Source organism: Priestia sp. ABM2_011 (assembly GCF_056158845.1).
Genome location: NZ_JBSWUB010000001.1, coordinates 485,401 through 501,732, shown reverse-complemented (window position 1 = coordinate 501,732; position 16,332 = coordinate 485,401). Strand labels below are relative to the sequence as shown.

Here is a 16,332-nt window from a genome sequence, read left to right as displayed (position 1 = left end):
TAATTATTTAATTAATGTTTTACCTGTCATTTCTTTTGGCTGTGCTACATCTAGAAGAGTAAGCATTGTAGGAGCTAGATCCCCTAGAATACCGTCTTCACGAAGCTCTAAGCCTTGTTTGGTTACAATTACCGGAACAGGATTCGTTGTATGAGCCGTCATTGGATTACCTTCAAGTGTAATCACTTCATCAGCATTACCATGGTCTGCTGTGATAATTGCTGTACCGCCTTTAGCTAAAATTGCATCTACAATTTTGCCTAAGCACTCATCTACTGTTTCAATCGCTTTTACCGTTGGTTCTAACATACCTGAATGACCTACCATATCAGGGTTTGCAAAGTTTAATAAAATAGCGTCCTGCTTGTCGCCCTCGATTTCTGCAAGCAACGCGTCCGTCACTTCATAAGCACTCATCTCAGGTTTCAAGTCATATGTTGCTACTTTTGGTGAATCGATTAAGATACGTGTTTCACCAGGAAACTCTGCTTCACGTCCACCGCTCATAAAGAACGTTACGTGAGGATATTTTTCCGTTTCAGCAATACGAAGCTGCTTTAAGTTATTTTGAGATAATACTTCACCAAGCGTATTATCTAAGTTAATTGGCTTAAAGGCTACATATCCGTCAACTGTTTCGCTGAAGTGAGTTAGACATACAAAATGTAAGTTTTTCGGATGTTTCTCACCGCGATCAAATGAGCGGAAATCTTCGTTTGCGAACGTATTTGAAATTTGAATTGCGCGATCGGGACGGAAGTTGTAGAAAATGACTGCATCTTCGTCTTGAATTGTCGCAACTGGCGATCCGTCTTCCTTTGTAATAACAGAAGGTAAAACGAATTCGTCATAGATTCCATTTTCATATGAATCTTTTACGCACTCTTCAGCGCTTGTATATGATGGACCTTCACCGTACACCATTGCGCGGTATGATTTCTCTACGCGCTCCCAGCGTTTGTCGCGGTCCATTGAGTAGTAACGTCCTGAAAGTGTTGCAATTTCACCAACGCCGTACTCTTCAATTTTTTCATTAAGTTCTTTTAAATACGTTTCAGCAGATTGAGGTGCTACGTCACGACCATCTAAGAAGCCATGAATGTAGACTTTTTCTAAGCCTTCACTCTTAGCTAGACGCAATAATGCATAAAGATGTTCGATATGACTGTGTACACCGCCATCAGATAAAAGTCCGAAAAGATGAAGGTTTGTACCCTTTTCTTTTGCGTGCTTTACAGCTGCTACAAGCGTTTCGTTTTGTTCAAACTCGCCTTCACGAATTGCTACGTTTACACGAGTTAAGCTTTGGTACACAACTCGGCCTGCACCGATGTTTAAGTGACCTACTTCAGAGTTACCCATTTGGCCTTCCGGTAAGCCTACAGCTTCTCCAGACGCCTGAAGTGTAGCATGAGGATACTCGTTCCAGAAACGGTCGAAGTTTGGTTTTTTTGCATGTGTTACCGCATTACCTTTATCTTCATCGCGTAATGCAAAACCATCTAAGATGATTAATGCTACTGGCTTTTTACTCATTACTTACCAGCCTCCAAAAGCTGTAAGAAAGAATCTGCTTCTAAGCTTGCTCCACCTACTAAAGCTCCGTCAATGTCTGATTGAGACATATATTCTTTAATATTAGCAGGTTTTACGCTACCGCCGTATTGAATACGTACAGCATCTGCAACATCTTGAGAGAATTGTTCTGCAACAACGCTACGGATGTATGCACAAACTTCGTTTGCACCTTCAGCAGTTGAAGATTTACCTGTACCGATTGCCCAGATTGGCTCATATGCGATAACCGTTTGTTTTACTTGCTCATCAGTTAGACCAGCTAATGCTTTTTGTACTTGATTAGCTACAACTGTTTTTGTTTGGTCTTGTTCATACTCTTCGTTTGTTTCACCGCAGCAAACGATTGGTGTTAAACCGTGTTTGAATGCAGCAATTGTTTTTTGGTTTACTGTTTCGTCCGTTTCAGCAAACATTTCACGACGTTCAGAGTGTCCTAAAATTACGTAGTTCACACCTAGGTCTGCTAATGCAACAGGGCTCACTTCTCCAGTGAACGCACCGTTTTCTTCGAAGTGCATGTTTTGTGCACCAATTTTTAAGTCTGTGCCTTTAGTCGCTTCTACTAAACGATCTAAAAATAGTGCAGGTGCACATACTACTGAATCTACGCTTTCAGGAGATGGTACTGCTCCTTTTACTTCTTCAACAAAGCTAGTTGCTTCAGAAAGTACTTTGTTCATTTTCCAGTTTCCTGCAATAATTGGTTTACGCATGTGTAACACCGTCCTTTGTTTATTGTGGGTTTTCACTTCACGCGTTAGATGTCCAAGAGGGTGCTGTTAAAAGTGATTCGGTCCCTTTTATCTCTTGGTCATCCTTCTTCGCTGCTTGATAATTATTTATATTATCAGTCGTCAGGTCGGTCCTCCGTCTTACTGAAACATAAACTTACTTATCGTTTAGTGCAACTACGCCTGGAAGTTCTTTACCTTCCATAAACTCTAGTGACGCACCGCCACCTGTAGAAATATGGCTCATTTTATCAGCTAGGTTGAATTTTTCAACAGCTGCTGCAGAGTCTCCTCCGCCGATTACTGAATATGTGTCAGTTGCTTCTGCTAAAGCTTCAGCTACTGCTTTTGTTCCATTAGCAAATGCGTCTAATTCAAATACACCCATTGGTCCATTCCAAATAACTAACTTAGAGTTTTTGATTACGTCAGCATAGATTTCACGCGTTTTCGGTCCTGCGTCTAAGCCTTCCCAATCGCTTGGAATGTTTTCAATTGATACAACTTGAATATTAGCATCATTTGAGAAGTCATCTGCTACTACCACGTCCACTGGCATGTAGAAGTTTACTCCGTTTTTCTTAGCTTTTTCCATGAAAGATTTTGCAAGTTCAATCTTGTCTTCTTCAAGAAGTGATTTACCTACTTCATGGCCTAGTGCCTTAATAAATGTGTAAGAAAGTCCTCCACCGATGATTAAGTTATCTACTTTATCAAGTAAGTGGTCAATTACACCGATTTTGTCTTTAACTTTTGCTCCACCAACGATTGCAGTAAATGGACGTTCTGGGTTCGATAATGCTTTTGAAAGCACATCAAGCTCTTTTTCCATTAAGAAACCTGCTACTGCTGGAATGTGTTGAGCAATTCCTTCTGTTGAAGCATGCGCACGGTGAGCTGCACCGAATGCATCGTTTACGTATACATCTGCTAATTCAGCAAACGCTTTTGCTAATTCAGGATCGTTTTTCTCTTCGCCTGGGTAAAAACGTACGTTTTCAAGTACTAAAACATCGCCTTCGCTCATGCCGTCGATTGTTTTCTTTACTTCTTCACCAAAAGCTTCGTCAGCTTTTGCAACGTCTTTACCAAGAAGAGCTTGTAAACGTTCTGCAACAGCATTTAGACGTAATTCTTCAACAACTTCGCCTTTTGGACGTCCAAGATGGCTAGCTAAAATTACTTTTGCACCTTGTTCTACTAAATATTGAATAGTAGGAACAGCTGCACGAATACGAGTTTCGTCTGTTACTTTTCCGTCTTTCATTGGTACGTTAAAGTCTACGCGACAAAATACTCGCTTTCCTTTTACATCGATGTCTTTCAACGTTTTTTTGTTCATCGTTAAAAGGCCTCCTTAAGTATTTATGGTACTAAGCAAGTAGGCTTCTATGTAATCATCAATCCACAAACCAACGTACATTTCATTTTATATATTGGCGCCTTTCTATATAAAGTGAAACTCGAGTTAGCTGTTTATGACGCTTTTTCATGTAGAAGCCAATACATAAATCAAGGAAGAGGGGGTATGCCCCTCTCTTCCTTAGCAAGTCTTATTATAGTCGTTCTATTTTCAGATATCCAATAAAAAAGGAAAGTCTAGTCGATTTCTGTCTTATTGAATCAAATAGAAGCGAATTTTAAGTTATTCTTATAGTCCTTTAGCAGCGATGTATTGAGCAAGGTCTACTACACGGTTAGAATATCCGCTCTCGTTATCGTACCAAGAGATAACTTTAACCATGTTACCTTCCATTACCATTGTAGATAATGCATCGATTGTAGAAGAGTTGATGTTACCATTGTAGTCACCAGATACTAGTGGCTCTTCACTGTAACCAAGGATGCCTTTAATATCGCCTTCAGCAGCTTCTTTAAGAGCGTTGTTTACATCTTCAACAGTTACTTCTTTATCAAGTTCAGCAACTAAGTCTACTAAAGAAACGTTTGGAGTTGGAACACGCATAGCTCCACCGTTTAATTTACCTTTTAATTCAGGTAATACTAGAGATACAGCTTTAGCAGCACCAGTTGAAGTTGGGATGATGTTTTCAGCAGCTGCACGAGCACGACGGTAATCTTTGTGTGGTAAGTCTAAGATTTGTTGGTCGTTTGTGTAAGAGTGAACTGTTGTCATCATTCCGCGTTTAAGACCGAACTTGTCGTTTAACACTTTAGCAAATGGCGCTAAGCAGTTAGTTGTACAAGAAGCATTTGAAATTACGTTGTGGTTAGCTGCATCGTATTTGTCTTCGTTAACACCCATTACGATTGTGATGTCTTCATCAGATGCTGGAGCAGAGATAATTACTTTTTTAGCTCCTGCTTCTAAGTGTTTTGCAGCGTCAGCGCGTTTTGTGAAGAATCCAGTAGATTCAACAACAACTTCTACGCCTTGTTTGCCCCAAGATAATTGAGCTGGGTCGCGTTCAGCAGAGATTTCGATTGTTTTACCGTTTACTACTAAGTTGCTACCATCTACTACTACTTCTGCATCTAATTTTCCGTGTACAGAATCATATTTTAAAAGGTGAGCAAGCATGTTAGCATCTGTTAAGTCGTTGATTGCTACTACTTCAACGTTATCATTTTTTAAAGCTGCGCGGAATACATTACGGCCGATACGACCAAATCCGTTAATACCAATTTTTACTGCCATGGGTATTTCCTCCTTGAATGTAAAAAGTATTTTTTATATGAGGGATTAATTAAAATCCCTTACTAACTCTTTTGCGGCGCCTTCATCTGTAATGAGAATCGAATCATGCGCTTGTTGCATAAACGCTTTAATTGCCTTTGCTTTTGATGAACCTCCTGCAACAGCGATAACACATTTATTGTTCTTTAAATCATCGAGTTGTATGCCAACTGTTTTAACTTTATGAACAACTTCGCCTTGATGATTAAAATAGTATCCAAATGCCTCACCTACAGCATGTCCATTTTTCACTTTTTCTAAGTCAGCTTGTGGTGTTTTACGGCGTTCTGCCATTGTCATAGCGTCTCCTATTCCGTGAACAACCATACCAGCGGACTTGATTAAATGAAGCATGTCTTTAATAGATGGCTCACCGATAATGGATCGGTATGCTTCATCACTAAGCTGATCTGGAACATGAAGCAAGCGATAGTGACTCATGGACTTTTCAGCCATCTTAGCACAAATCGTGTTTGCTTGGTTTTGTACATTTTCACCTAGCCCTCCGCGAGCAGGTACAAAAAGTACATCAGGGTGTTTTGAATCAGGTGTCATCATTTCGGCAACGGCGGCAAGCGTTGTACCACCTGTAACAGCAACGGTATTTTTTTCACCAACAAGGCGCTCCTTGATACACGAAACAGATGCTCGACCCATTTCATTTTTGACCCAAGGAGACTGATCACTATCTCCAGATACAACAACAACTTCTGATAAAGAAAACGCCTCTTTTAATGTTGTTTCCAATAATCGAAGTCCTGAAACTTCCTTCATTACTTCTTCTAACTCAGCTAGAAGTAGTTCTCCCTCGTTTGTAAGCGTCATCCCACTAGGGTAAATGTCAATCAAATCTTGTTCTTTTAAGAATGTTACTTCGCTTCGTAACACACGCTCTGTTAGCCCAAGGCTTACAGCTAAGTTTCTGCGGCCAATCGGCTGCATTAAACGTATGTATTGCAAGATTTGATAGCGCTTTTGCATAACTGAGAGAAGTTCAGGTAATAATTTTCGTTGTACTTCTATTAAAGAACGCATGTTAAAATCCCCTTAAGGCATAAACTCGCTGGACATATTTTGTCCCATATAGACATATTATGTCCCACCTTGCGCAAAAAAATTCACCCTGCTACAAAATCTATTCTAACAGGAGTGAATCCTTTATTCAACTCATGTGTTGCCTATTTTTAAAAGTAAGCGTTTTCTTAATGGGATACCTGTTATTTTTCCATATTCCACTTCTTCTCCATCCATTTCTACTACAGGAATCGCAAGGTGATACTTTTCCAGCCACTCATCGTTTTTGTAAATATCTCGTTCCATAAGCTGAAAGGGAAACTCAGACTGCATCTCTGCAAGCAGCTTCTTTGCATCATCGCATAAATGACAGCCATTTTTGGTATATAGTACGACTTCCACATTCCCACTCCTTTACTGCGTGACAAAAAGTTTTCGTTGACTGGATGGTAGAACGTTTAATTGGTCTCGATATTTGGCTACCGTTCTTCTTGAAATAGTAACGTTATAATTGCTTTGCAAGACGTTAGCCAACTGCTGATCTGAAAGCGGACGCTGTTTGTTTTCTTCTGATACTAGCTTTTTAAGCAGTTCTTTTACGTGAGTTGTAGAAGTCGCTTCGTTGTTGCCCAGTTGAATACTAGTTGAGAAAAAAGATTTCATTGAAAAGGTGCCAAAAGGCGTTTGAATATATTTGTGCCGAGTAGCACGGCTAATCGTTGATTCATGCACAGAGGTTTGTTCCGCTACTTCCTTCATCGTTAACGGCTTCAAATACGAAGGGCCCTTTTTAAAAAATGCTTCTTGTTCAACGAGTAAAGTATTCATTAATGCGTTTAATGTGTCTTTGCGTGTGTGTAAACTTTTCATAATCCATTGAAATTCACGATATTTCTCTTGCAAATAAGAAAACATTTCTTGGTTCTGCTTATTTTTCAGCTGAAGTTTGTATTGTTCGTTCACTGAAAGACGAGGTTCCAAATCCTCATTTGCATAAGCAACGACATTTCCATCTTCAATTTTCACAATAAAATCCGGTACAATGAATCGTTCATTGGACTTCATATAAAATGATCCAGGACGAGGATTTAATTTCTTAATCTGTTCATGTAATTGTTGAAGAGCTTCAAGTGAGATTTGACATAACTTTGAGATTTTCATCCATTTTTTATAAGCAAATTCCTCAAAGTGATGTGTCAAAATTTGCTCTATTTTTTCTGTCCATTGATTACTTCTTTTTAATTGGAGCATTAAGCACTCCTGTAAACTTCTCGCCCCTACTCCTGCCGGGTCCATCTGCTGCACAAGTTGAAGAGCCTTTTCAACCTGCTCTTGATCTTGGCCAAGCTGGTTAGCAAGTATGATTAACTCATCGTGCAAATAGCCAGCATCATCCAGACTATGAATAACAAACTCAACGGCTGCCTGCTCACATTCATCTAATTTTAATAATGCGGATTGATTCATTAAATGTTCGTACAGCGTTTCTTTAGGAGCTGGTATACTGCTCATATAATCTGTTGAATCAGAAGTTGCATGATTTTTTTGATTGTGAGATGTATTGACGGGCAGCTCTGAAAAATCTATAAGCGGATTTTGAAGCGCCTGCTCATGTAAAAACGCTACAATATCCATCGATGAATATTGTAAAAGAGAAATAGCTTGTGATAATTCTTTTGACATCGTCAGTTTTAACGACTGCTGCTGAAATAATCCAATCTCCATTATTTCTCCCCTCCCCTTCATCTATTTTACTATAAAAACGCTTTCAAAGAGCATGTAACTATTTTTTATATGTAATTTTTTCATCAAAAAATCTCCGTCAACCTTTGTTAACGAAGCATTTCATCCTATTTTTAGTTACTAACCATCAAAAAAGTAATAGAGCTATACACCTTTATAACTTTTCATTATAATTCGCGCCTACTACATGATCCGAGTACTAATTCGACATGACGTTTTCTGCGTCATGTCGAATTTTCTGCATTTGTATAATATATAGAAGAATTGCTTATTGAATAGTTTGTGCCATTTGCATAAACTTGTCTAAGTTTTCTGCGTCATTTTTCGTAAAAATGGTTAGCTTCATTGGTTTCTTTCCTTTAACCAACACGGCGTTTACCGTATGATCGCCAGATGTGGCTTCATACCAGACAGAATCTTTGAAGATTCCATTCTCTTCAAAATTCTTTTTCTCTGCTGCATTTTTATTAACTGCTGTTGCCGTTTGTTTAACAGATTGAGCAGCGTCATCCAGCGATGCTTCTGATGAAAGCATTTCAATACGCATAAATTGAGAATCATCTGAAGTTAACACTAACGCATCTTTTCCTGGTTCTTCACCCGTTAGTTTATAGCCGTCCATTACTTGAATAGAATAATCTTGTTCTGGGCTTTTTGTTAGTTTTGTTTCTGAAGAAGACGTTGACTGTCCACCTTCCGCCGTTTCGCTAGTCGATGATTGACTTCCTGAAGGTTCGGCTGAGACCTCAGCAGAATCCGCATCTTTTTTCGACTCTTCTTTTGCAGCGCCTGATGTTTGATCAGATTTAGAAGCTGTATCCTGCTGAACATTTTCTGCTTGATCATTAGACTTCGGCTGAGCAGAATCTTCGTTCGTCCCGCATGCAGATAGTAATAGAGCTACCGATGCACTGACAATGAAAAGTTTGTTCATGTATTTCATATTTATTCCTCCTCCGTGTTTCTTTTCCTTATATACTGTTTTATAGTATTCTGACAAATTCCGCAACCGGTACAATGGAATTAATTTCTTGCTTCCTTACGCGTATAAAGGGTTATAGAAGGAAAATAAATATTATTTTTTGAGAAGATGAGCCTTTTTACTCAAAATAAAAAACGTTGCGTAATCCGCAACGTTTTAAGACGCCCTCGACAGGATTCGAACCCACCCTAAGAGAACCGGAATCTCTTGTGCTATCCACTACACTACGAGGGCATATTTGTCACAACTTCCATTATAGGAGAGAAAACTTCTCTTTTCAATAGAATACTACGTTTATTTTTTTTAGAAGGGGGAAAAATTTTAATAATGTCAAAGAGGAATACATAGTCTTTTAAGCGAATATGTGTAGTAGAGGTTCTTTTGTTTGACCTTTATTGACCATACGTGTATTATAGGTACATAACAAATTATTCTTGTTAAGGAGGAATTTAATATGAACTTAATTCCTACAGTTATTGAACAAACAAACCGTGGTGAACGTGCTTATGACATTTATTCACGTTTATTAAAAGACCGCATTATTATTTTAGGTAGTGCTATTGATGATAATGTAGCTAACTCGATCGTTTCTCAGCTTCTATTCTTAGCTGCTGAAGACCCAGAAAAAGATATCTCACTTTATATCAACAGCCCAGGTGGCTCTATTACAGCTGGAATGGCTATCTATGATACGATGCAATTCATTAAGCCAAAAGTTTCTACAATTTGTATCGGTATGGCTGCATCAATGGGTGCTTTCTTACTGGCTGCTGGTGAAAAGGGCAAACGTTTTGCTCTTCCAAACAGCGAAGTAATGATTCATCAACCTCTTGGTGGTGCTCAAGGACAAGCTACTGAAATCGAAATTGCGGCAAAACGTATTCTATTCTTACGTGAAAAACTAAATTCAATTTTAGCTGAGCGTACAGGTCAACCGTTAGAAGTGCTACAACGTGATACAGATCGTGATAATTTCATGACTGCTGAACGCGCTTTAGAATACGGTCTAATTGACAAAGTATTAGAAAACGACCCTAAATAAGAAAAAAGCCTTTCCCACTTTGGGAAAGGCTTTTTTATGCATCGTTCTCTACGTAAGCGACTAACGCATCCATTGCTTCTTTTTCATCTACCCCTTCAACAATGAGCGTAATAAGAGAACCGTTATTAATCGCTAAGCTCATTAACCCCATGATACTTTTAGCGTTGACTACTTTCTCATCTTTCTTCAAGTACACATCAGATGTAAAACGAGTTGCTTCTTGCACGAATAGTGCCGCAACACGAGCTTGTAATCCCGTTTTTAATTTTACTTCTACTTGTTTTTCCATGATAAAATCCTCCCCCTTGCAATTCCCCTTATGTGACTGGCTGACCGGCGCGAAGCTTGTCTGCTATTTGGTCAATTTTACGCAATCGATGGTTAATGCCTGATTTGCTAATTTGACCTCCAGATACCATCTCACCAAGCTCCTTTAACGTAACGTCTTGATATTCCACACGCAAACGAGCAATTTCTCTCAGCTTTTCTGGTAAGATATCTAATCCAGCTGTTTCATCAATATAACGAATGTTTTCCACTTGACGAATGGCCGCTCCGATTGTTTTGTTTAAGTTAGCTGTTTCACAATTAACTAAGCGATTAACGGAATTTCGCATATCTCGGACAATTCTTACATCCTCAAACCGTAAAAGAGCGTTATGGGCTCCAATGATATTTAGAAACTCCGTAATTTTTTCAGCTTCTTTCAAATAGTTAATATAGCCTTTTTTTCGTTCTAATGTTTTACTATTCAATTGAAATTCGTTCATTAAATTGCATAAAGCTTCGTTGTGCTCTTCATACAATGAAAAGATTTCAAGATGGTACGATGATGTCTCCGGGTTATTAATAGAGCCGCCGGCTAAAAATGCGCCTCTTAAGTAGGATCGCTTACAGCATTTCTTTTGTACTAGCTCTGGTGAAATACGATGTGTAAACGTGAATCCTTCTTCTACAATTTTTAAGTCTTCCAAAAGCATTCTTGTTTTCTCTACTAATCGAACAATATACACATTGTTTTTCTTCAGCCGCATTTTCTTACGTACAAGCAGTTCTACTGACACATCATAATTTTTCTTAAGCAGGACATAAATGCGTCGAGCAATCGCTGCATTTTCAGTTTGGACATCAACTGTGAATTTTTTATTCGAAAAAGAAAGTGAACCATTCATTCGAATTAATGCAGAGAGCTCTGCTTTTGCACAGCAATCCTTGACTTCTAAATTCGTTAACTCTTTTTTTGTTTCTGATGCAAATGACATAACTTCACCTCCAATCTACATACGGAAATAGTGTTAAACACCAGTATTCGCTTTACCTTGCAGCGATGTCAGCATAGAATACACAAGCTTTGCTACTTTTTTTGTATCATGCCTAATTACGCTGCCGTCATACTGAATAATTTGATCTTCAATCACTTCTAAACCTAATTTTAGCAATACTTCACGGTCATATTCTACAGGCTGAGCCTGCTCTACTTGATATTTCTTTTTTAAAGGTGCCGGAATAGGTGCATTATTGACAATAATCGCATCTAAAAACGCACACGGCATATGGTTGTAAAGCGCTTTAATATGATCACTTGCCTTAAAACCCAATGTCTCACCCGGCTGCGTCATCACGTTGCACACGTACACTTTCTTTGCTTTTGTCGAACAAAGCTCATTACAAATATCTTGCACCAGTAAATTCGGCAAAATACTTGTATAAAGACTTCCCGGCCCCAATACAATTAAATCAGCGCGTCGAATAGCTTTTATTGTCTCGACAAGCGGTTTCACATCGGCAGGCGATAAAAACACTTTATTAATTTTTTTATTAACTTCTGGAATTTTAGATTCACCTGTTACGATGGATCCATCTTGCATCTCCGCATGCAGCACAACACTTTGATTAGCTGCCGGAAGCACTTTCCCTCTGACGTTTAGTACTTTGCTCATTTCTCGTATAGCATGCACAAAATCGCCAGTAATAGACGTCATAGCTGCAAGCAACAAATTGCCAAGAGAATGGCCTGTAAGCTCATTTCCTGTATCAAATCGATGTTGAAAAAGCTCTTCAACTAGTGGCTCTACATCAGATAAAGCAGCTAGCACATTTCGAATATCACCAGGAGCAGGGATTTCAAGTTCATCGCGCAATCGGCCAGAACTTCCCCCGTCGTCTGCTACGGTTACGATGGCTGTAAGATCAAGAGGGTATTCCTTCAACCCTCTTAACAGCACTGGTAAACCCGTTCCTCCCCCAATGACGACAACTTTTGGAAGCTGTTCACTGCTCATCTATGATTTTCCTTTCTCCTCTCAATGTCACGATGAGAAATATGAGTTTTGTATTCATTCTGGAAATGGTGACCTAAATATTCAGCTAATGTGACGGAGCGATGCTGTCCCCCTGTACACCCTATAGCGATGACCAGCTGGCTTTTACCTTCTCGCTTGTACTGCGGAAGCATAAACGAAAGTAGGTCTACTACTTTTTCAATGAACTTTTGAGTTTCCGTCCATTTTAATACGTAAGAAGAAACCTCTTCTTCGAGCCCTGTTTTAGGACGCATATGGTCAATATAGTGAGGGTTTGGCAAAAAGCGCACATCAAAGACTAAATCAGCGTCAATAGGCACCCCGTATTTAAAACCAAATGACATCACATTAACAGTAAAAACTTGTGAAGCGTGCGAAGAAAACTGAGTTAAAATCTTTTCTCTAAGCTCTCTTGGCTTTAACTCTGATGTCTCATAAATAAGCTGAGCTCTTCCTTTTAACTCCTCAAGCAGCTCCCGTTCCATACCAATTCCTTCTAACGGTAAACCCGAAGGAGCTAGCGGATGTGAACGTCTCGTTTCTTTGTAGCGCGTCACCAGTACAGAATCTTTTGCATCTAAAAATAAAATTTGTGGCGTGACCCACGTTGTTTCACTCATGTTATCTAATGCTTCAAATAGGCTTTCAAAAAACTCTCTACCTCGCAAATCCATAACAAGAGCAACTTTATTCATTTTATTCCCTGACTCTTTCATGAGTTCCAAAAATTTCGGTAGCAATGTAGGGGGTAAATTATCTACACAAAAGAACCCTAAATCTTCAAAACTCTGAATTGCTACTGTTTTTCCTGCACCTGACATTCCAGTAATAATCACTAATTGAATATCGCTTACAGACCCAGTACTCATTTTTCATCCCCCTCAATCTATGCATACATGTCTATTTATCATTAACAAGGATCAATTCGATAAGATAATAACTCGAAATCCGTTGTATACGTAAAGTTGCCATAAATAACACCCGACCCTTTTGCTACATAATCGATAATGTGATGATCTCCCGGGGCCATCGGCAATTCACTTACTTCACTCAAATTATGCCAACCGAGTTTGCCTTCTTCTGATTCTAGCACATTTGTCCCATCAAAATCTGTAGCAAAAAAAGTAAACATCATCCACTCAGATGAAATTTGATCGTTTTCTTTCATCGTAAATGTAAAAATACCTTTTACAGTGGGATTTTTCAAATAAATTCCTGTTTCTTCACGAAATTCTCTTACAACAGAGTCTTTTACAGATTCTCCTTGCTCCATTTTCCCACCCGGGGCCACCCACCAGTTTCTTCGTGGCTTTTGAAGCAACAATACTTTATCGTCTTTCATTAATACACAATTTGTGACCCTTTGCATGTTTTCCACCTCATCATATGTATACTGACATTTTCTTTTATTATACTACGAAACAAACTTCTCTCACAACGGAGATGAACTAACTATTACTAAATTTTCTGAAAATAAACGCTTGCTGTTATATACGTAAATTCAATCTGTTATAGTCAAAAAAAAGAGGCATAGGAACACGTCCTATGCCCGACATACATATATTTTATAAAAGGGGGTCAATTACTATCTATATAGTACCCCATCAATGTTTCACAGGTGTTACAGAACAGTTAAAACCGAATTACGTTTTGTAAACGATTGATTTCAGCCTTATTGCTGAATAGCTTTTAACTTTTCTTTTAACTCTTCTACATAGTGCTGAGCCGCTTGAGCAGCAATGCTGCCATCACCTGTAGCTGTTACAATTTGACGAAGAGCCTTTTCACGAACGTCTCCAGCTGCGAACACACCTGGTACTTTTGTTTCCATTTGCTCGTTCGTTTCAATATATCCTTCTTTATTCGTGATGTTTAGGCTTTCGAATGGTTTTGTTAGTGGAACCATTCCAACATAAATGAATACGCCGTCCGCACCAAACTCGCGCTCTTCACCTGTTTTTGTGTCTACTAACGTTACGCTGCCTACTTTACCGTCTTTTTCATTTACTTCTTTGACTGTTGTATTCCAGATAAAATCAACTTTTTCGTTGTCAAATGCACGCTGCTGTAGGATTTTCTGCGCGCGAAGCTCATCGCGTCGGTGAATAATTGTTACTTTTGTTGCGAAGCGTGTTAAATATACGCCTTCCTCAACCGCAGAGTCTCCACCGCCTACAACGACTAGCTCTTTACCTTTAAAGAATGCACCGTCACATACAGCACAATAAGATACGCCGCGGCCGCCTAGTTCTTTTTCTCCTGACGCACCTAATTTTTTATATTCAGCACCAGTAGCAACGATTACTGAACGTGTTTTATATTCTTTGCTGCCTGCACGAACTGTCTTGTATTCTTCTCCGTCGATGATTTCTTTAATATCACCGTACGCATATTCCGCACCGAATTTTTTTGCATGCTCAAACATTTTGTTAGAAAGGTCAGGACCAAGGATATGATCATAACCTGGATAGTTTTCTACATCTTCCGTATTAGCCATTTGACCGCCTGGAATTCCGCGTTCAATCATTAGTGTTGATAAATCTGCACGAGATGTATATACAGCAGCAGTCATACCTGCTGGACCTGCCCCAATAATAATGACATCATAAATTTTTTCTTCTGTCATTTCTTTACACTCCTTTTAGGAAATTCCTTCGTAGTTGATTCCAAATTTATGGATAATTATTTCGTTACCACTATCCTAATATGTTCTTCCTATTATCGTCTATTTTTTTGCTCAATTTAATAACGTATTCACAATTTTACTGTACTTTCTAACTGTTGCAGCCGAAATGGAATATTGTTTTGCCGCATCGGCTTGAGTAATAGACTGGTTTTGTTCTTTCGCCCATATATATGTGACGGCTGCAGCCCATGCATTTACGTTCACATGCTGAAAATCATAGGATTGTTTATATACCTGTACATATACATAAAACCAAAAGCTTAAAAGATCCTGGGTATCACTTTCAGTCTGCGATTCCATCTCCAGTTCAATAACATCTGCCACCTCAAAAATCACATGTTGTTTATCCTGCCATACATACGTATATACTTCATCCAAAAGTGTACTCATATGTATGGACGATTTGATTTCTTCTAAAAGAAGCAGACGCTGCTGTTCAGGAAGCTTTTTTGCCATATACAAGCTGTAAAGCTGATCGTGAACATTGTTTGTTGCACACTTCTTTTTCGCTGTAACATCCACTTTCGATTGAAAAACCTTCGCAGCTTTTTGACTGATGCGCCAAGGCTCCTCTCCTTCTTTATCAGGAACGTCTTCCAATGCCAGCTTCCACATTTCTTTAGAGAAGGCTTCATGTCCAGTATAGTAAGAGGCGTATGAAAGCCAATAATGAAATGAGTTGTCTCCTTGAAAACCTTGTGTATAAAGCTTTTTTAACCATCTGTATGATAGTTTGTATTGACCAATCAACGCAAATGTTGCTCCAAGCTTATAGCGGTGTTCAAATGACATCGGATAAACGCGGCTAAGCCCGTCTGTAAGCTCCTCAACTTCTTTATGCTTATGGCAATAATAATAGAAAATCAGCTGATTGCATAACGCATGAAGATTTCCAGGGTTTTTCTCCAATACTTCATTCAGCAAATCCATTGCCTCATCAATTTTATTTAAATAAAAATAAGCTAACGCTAAATTATTATATGCAGACCAGAATTCTGGATACTCATCAATTATTTCAGTTAACAAATCCACTGCTTCTTCAAAATTCGTTGCTTCAAGCAGTCGTTTTGCTTGTTCTTGTTTTATAATCAGCATGTCGCCTAGCTGATTTTTAGGCTCTTCATCTTCTTCATCCACATCAATTGATAGTAAATCTAACAGATCTGTAGCCGATCGAAAGAGGTCACCATTTGGAAAATGCTCAATGTAATACATCGCGTATTTTTTTGATTCTTCAAACAGTCCAAGATGCGCATAGCTGTTGGCTATATAGTAGTAACAGCTTCCTAATGTATCGTCCATATGATGAATCACATGGAGAAAAAGCTCGTTGGCATCTTGATAATCTCCCTGCTCCGTTAAAGCTACTCCAACGTTTGTAAGAAGCTGTGGATTACGGGCATTTTCTTTGTTTGCACGCGTTAAATACTTGAGCGCTTTATCTGACTCCTCTTCTTCAAACGCCTGCAGCGCTTTTTCGAAATAGAAGTCACCCGTTTGCGAAAATGGAATTACTTGTGCCATTTTTTGAATTACTTTTGAGTGTTTTTCCATT

16 protein-coding genes and 1 tRNA gene are annotated in these 16,332 nt (G+C 38.9%); 1 reads left to right on the top strand and 16 read right to left on the bottom strand.

The annotated features are described in order from the left end of the window. Nucleotides 1-3: 3 nt before the first annotated feature. The 9 genes from gpmI to ACXAE4_RS02615 all read right to left on the bottom strand — a co-directional run bounded on the left by gpmI (nucleotide 4) and on the right by ACXAE4_RS02615 (nucleotide 8,980). Nucleotides 4-1,536 carry a 2,3-bisphosphoglycerate-independent phosphoglycerate mutase gene (gene gpmI, locus ACXAE4_RS02655; protein WP_098627040.1) on the bottom strand — a complete coding sequence of 511 codons (1,533 nt, stop codon included), beginning with the start codon at nucleotides 1,534-1,536 and terminating at the stop codon, nucleotides 4-6. Further along, nucleotides 1,536-2,291, bottom strand: coding sequence for a triose-phosphate isomerase (tpiA, locus tag ACXAE4_RS02650; protein ID WP_013085385.1), 756 nt, complete (start codon nucleotides 2,289-2,291; stop codon nucleotides 1,536-1,538). The genes gpmI and tpiA overlap by 1 nt, the downstream gene beginning before the upstream one ends. Nucleotides 2,292-2,466: 175 nt before the next feature. Then, nucleotides 2,467-3,651, bottom strand: a complete 1,185-nt coding sequence (locus tag ACXAE4_RS02645) for a phosphoglycerate kinase (protein WP_028412053.1) — start codon at nucleotides 3,649-3,651, stop codon at nucleotides 2,467-2,469. 309 nt (nucleotides 3,652-3,960) lie between these two features. Continuing rightward, complete coding sequence (gene gap / locus ACXAE4_RS02640) at nucleotides 3,961-4,968, bottom strand: type I glyceraldehyde-3-phosphate dehydrogenase (protein ID WP_475235416.1); 1,008 nt, start codon at nucleotides 4,966-4,968, stop codon at nucleotides 3,961-3,963. Nucleotides 4,969-5,013: 45 nt separating this feature from the next. Continuing rightward, nucleotides 5,014-6,042 (bottom strand): sugar-binding transcriptional regulator, encoded by a 1,029-nt coding sequence (locus ACXAE4_RS02635; protein WP_014457838.1) that lies wholly within the window; start codon nucleotides 6,040-6,042, stop codon nucleotides 5,014-5,016. A 132-nt stretch (nucleotides 6,043-6,174) separates the two neighbouring features. Then, nucleotides 6,175-6,423, bottom strand: a complete 249-nt coding sequence (locus tag ACXAE4_RS02630) for a glutaredoxin family protein (RefSeq protein WP_033580423.1) — start codon at nucleotides 6,421-6,423, stop codon at nucleotides 6,175-6,177. Nucleotides 6,424-6,435: 12 nt separating this feature from the next. Then, the gene (gene rpoN / locus ACXAE4_RS02625) at nucleotides 6,436-7,746 is read right to left on the bottom strand and encodes an RNA polymerase factor sigma-54 (RefSeq protein ID WP_028412050.1); all 1,311 of its coding nucleotides are present in this window, start codon (nucleotides 7,744-7,746) and stop codon (nucleotides 6,436-6,438) included. Between the two features lie 286 nt (nucleotides 7,747-8,032). Further along, nucleotides 8,033-8,707, bottom strand: a complete 675-nt coding sequence (locus ACXAE4_RS02620; RefSeq protein ID WP_289578565.1) for a hypothetical protein — start codon at nucleotides 8,705-8,707, stop codon at nucleotides 8,033-8,035. A gap of 201 nt (nucleotides 8,708-8,908) precedes the next feature. Further along, nucleotides 8,909-8,980: transfer RNA gene (locus ACXAE4_RS02615), tRNA-Arg, on the bottom strand. Between the two features lie 220 nt (nucleotides 8,981-9,200). On the opposite strand from ACXAE4_RS02615, the gene clpP reads away from it, so the two are divergent. Further along, nucleotides 9,201-9,788 carry an ATP-dependent Clp endopeptidase proteolytic subunit ClpP gene (clpP, locus tag ACXAE4_RS02610; RefSeq protein ID WP_013059707.1) on the top strand — a complete coding sequence of 196 codons (588 nt, stop codon included), beginning with the start codon at nucleotides 9,201-9,203 and terminating at the stop codon, nucleotides 9,786-9,788. A gap of 34 nt (nucleotides 9,789-9,822) precedes the next feature. Here clpP and ACXAE4_RS02605 read toward each other — a convergent pair whose 3' ends face one another. The 7 genes from ACXAE4_RS02605 to ACXAE4_RS02575 form a co-directional block, all read right to left on the bottom strand. Beyond that, nucleotides 9,823-10,077: an HPr family phosphocarrier protein gene (locus ACXAE4_RS02605; RefSeq protein WP_013059708.1), complete on the bottom strand. Its 255-nt coding sequence runs from the start codon at nucleotides 10,075-10,077 to the stop codon at nucleotides 9,823-9,825. Nucleotides 10,078-10,105: 28 nt separating this feature from the next. Continuing rightward, nucleotides 10,106-11,050: a DNA-binding protein WhiA gene (gene whiA / locus ACXAE4_RS02600; protein WP_013085390.1), complete on the bottom strand. Its 945-nt coding sequence runs from the start codon at nucleotides 11,048-11,050 to the stop codon at nucleotides 10,106-10,108. A gap of 33 nt (nucleotides 11,051-11,083) precedes the next feature. Continuing rightward, nucleotides 11,084-12,070 (bottom strand): gluconeogenesis factor YvcK family protein, encoded by a 987-nt coding sequence (locus ACXAE4_RS02595; protein WP_028412048.1) that lies wholly within the window; start codon nucleotides 12,068-12,070, stop codon nucleotides 11,084-11,086. Next, nucleotides 12,067-12,960 carry an RNase adapter RapZ gene (gene rapZ / locus ACXAE4_RS02590; protein WP_013059711.1) on the bottom strand — a complete coding sequence of 298 codons (894 nt, stop codon included), beginning with the start codon at nucleotides 12,958-12,960 and terminating at the stop codon, nucleotides 12,067-12,069. Before rapZ ends, ACXAE4_RS02595 begins: the two co-directional genes overlap by 4 nt. Before the next feature lie 41 nt (nucleotides 12,961-13,001). Then, complete coding sequence (locus tag ACXAE4_RS02585; protein ID WP_013059712.1) at nucleotides 13,002-13,460, bottom strand: 8-oxo-dGTP diphosphatase; 459 nt, start codon at nucleotides 13,458-13,460, stop codon at nucleotides 13,002-13,004. 303 nt (nucleotides 13,461-13,763) lie between these two features. Beyond that, nucleotides 13,764-14,717, bottom strand: coding sequence for a thioredoxin-disulfide reductase (trxB, locus tag ACXAE4_RS02580; protein WP_475235409.1), 954 nt, complete (start codon nucleotides 14,715-14,717; stop codon nucleotides 13,764-13,766). Between the two features lie 111 nt (nucleotides 14,718-14,828). Continuing rightward, a complete protein-coding gene (locus tag ACXAE4_RS02575; RefSeq protein WP_099000234.1) occupies nucleotides 14,829-16,331 on the bottom strand; it encodes a tetratricopeptide repeat protein in 1,503 nt (500 codons plus the stop codon). Nucleotide 16,332: the final 1 nt, after the last annotated feature.